Origin of the sequence: Kineococcus glutinatus (assembly GCF_039542765.1) — a bacterium.
GTDB lineage: Bacteria > Actinomycetota > Actinomycetes > Actinomycetales > Kineococcaceae > Kineococcus_A > Kineococcus_A glutinatus.
Genome location: NZ_BAABIL010000150.1, coordinates 1 through 2,346, shown reverse-complemented (window position 1 = coordinate 2,346; position 2,346 = coordinate 1). Strand labels below are relative to the sequence as shown.

2 protein-coding genes are annotated in these 2,346 nt (G+C 74.0%); both read right to left on the bottom strand.

Annotated features, from left to right (window positions below; genetic code table 11):
- A partial coding sequence (locus tag ABEB16_RS06555; RefSeq protein ID WP_345711454.1) for a rhamnogalacturonan lyase occupies positions 1-1,986 on the bottom strand: 1,986 nt, incomplete at its 3' end.
- Between the two features lie 89 nt (positions 1,987-2,075).
- Positions 2,076-2,346: thiamine phosphate synthase (locus tag ABEB16_RS06550; protein ID WP_345711453.1), on the bottom strand; the 271-nt coding region annotated here is incomplete at its 5' end.

The following is a 2,346-nucleotide window of genomic DNA, read 5'->3' as shown; positions in this document are numbered from 1 at the left end:
CTGCTGCCCGGCCATGCCGTAGCCGAGGAAGAAGCTCGTGGCCGGCGGCTGGTTGTAGGCGTTGTTCTGCGCCGCGAGCTGCGCCCGGTAGGCCGGGTCCTGCAGCAGCGTGGTGATGCGGTGCGTCGTCGGCACGTCGGTGGTGAAGACCCGCAGCGCGGTGGAGTCGTCGGTGCGGGCGACGAACTCCTCGCGCCAGTCGCCGAACAGGTCGCCGGAGATCGCCGGGTTCGCCTTCGTGCCGTTGTTGGACAGGATGCCGGCCGGGGAGAACACGGGGACGGCGGTCACCGTGGCCGGGTCGTACTCCGAGACCGCCAGCGGCGCGTTGTCGCCGCCGTCGAGGAGCTCGCGGCCGAGGTCGCCGTCCCACCAGATGCCGAAGTTCATCGACCCGGGCCGGGTGGCGGCGAGCTGGCGCCCGTCGGCGGCGATGACGGCGACGGGGCGGCTGGCCCAGGTCTCCACGCCCGGGGAGGCGGGGTCGACGTCGAAGGCGACGCCGCGGCCGGTGTCGCGGTCCGACGGCGCCGTCCAGATCCGGGCCCCGGTGGCCGCGTCGAGCATCGCCGCGCCGACACCGCCGCTGCACACCATGCACTCGTGCACGCCGAACTTCTCCAGGCCGGGGCGGTTCGGGTCGAGGTCGCCGACGTGCATGGCGTCGCCGTGGCCGAGACCGGCGTTCCACAACCCGGTGCCGTCGTCGTCGATGGCGATGGAGCCGTAGACGATCTCGTCCTTGCCGTCGGCGTCGACGTCGGCGACGGAGAACTGGTGGTTGCCCTGGCCCTCCCACGCCGCACCGAGGGCGGGGTCGCTGGTGTCGAACACCCAGCGCTGCACCAGCTTCCCGCGACGCAGGTCCCAGGCGGCCACGACGCTGCGGCCGTAGTAGCCGCGCGCCATGACGATGCTCTGCCGCTGCCCGTCGAAGGAGGCGACACCACCGAGGAAGCGGTCGGAGCGGTTCGCGTAGCCGTCGCCCCAGACCTCCTTGAGCTGCTCGTAGGTGGGGTTGTCGGTGTCGGGGTGGCGGGCCGGCACGTACCTGGTCGTGTCGATGACCCGTCCGCTGCGCCCGTCGAACACCGACAGGTACTCCGGCCCGGAGAGGATGCGCCCCTTCAGCTCGGCGAGGTAGGTGCCGTCGGGCTGCGGGATGCCGCCGGTGCGGTCGGTGGAGGGCACCGCGCCGCCGGTGGCGACCCAGTTCGCGTCCGGGTCGCCGATGACCTTGCCCCTGCTGTCGCGGGTGCCGTCGGCGGTCTTGAGCGAGACCTCGGCGCGGCCGTCGCCGTCGAAGTCCTGCACGGCCATCTGCGTGTAGTGCGCCCCGGCGCGGATGTTGCGGCCGAGGTCGATGCGCCAGAGCTTCTCGCCCTCCAGCGTGTAGGCGTCGATCAGGACGTTGCCGGTGTACCCGGCGAAGGCGTTGTCCTTGGCGTTGCTGGGGTACCACTTGAGGACGTAGTCGAGGTCGCCGTCACCGTCGAGGTCGCCGACGGCGACGTCGTTGGCGGTGTAGGTGTACGGCACGCCCTCGGGGTCGACGCCGTCGGCGGGCTTGTCGAGGGGGATGTCGAGGGCGTTGGACGCCCAGGCGCGGGTGGTGCCCGCGTCCCGGCCGCGCTGCTCGCGGCCGGCCACCACCGCGCGGACCTCGTAGCGGGCGCCGGCGCGCCCGCCCGGGTCGACGACGGTCGTGGCGGCGGTGGCACCCACGGACGCCACGCGCCGGCCGTCGCGGTAGACGGCGAAACCCGTGCCGGGTGCGTCGGTGGCCAGCGCGCGCCAGCTCACGAGGTACCCACCCGTGGTGGGGACGGCGACGACACCGCGGTCGAGGCGTTCGGGGGTCGCGGCGTGCGGGGAGGTCCGGGAGGAGTCGTCCGCGGAGGCGGCGGGGGCGAGGGCGAGGCCGCCGAGGCAGACCAGCGCGGTGGCCGCGAGTGCGGTGGGGCGGGGGGAACGGCGTCGTTCCACGGGGCGGTCCCTTCGTTGGAATACGCTTGCCGCGCTCGACCGTAGAACGATTCAGGAGACCGGTCAAGAAATCCGGTGCCCGGTTTCCCTCAGCGCGCGACCTCGCGCAGCCGGCGGGCGAACGCCGCCGCCGCGGCCCCCGGGTCCCCGGCCTGCGTGATCGCCCGCACCACGACGACCCGGCGGGCCCCGGCCTCGAGCACCTCCTCCAGGCTCGCCAGGTCGACACCGCCGATCGCGAACCACGGCGTGGCGCCGGCGACAGCGGCGGCGCGGCGCACCAGGTCCGTGCCCACCGCGGCGCGCCCGGGTTTCGTCGGCGTCGCCCACACCGGGCCGGCGCAGAAGTAGTCCACGTCC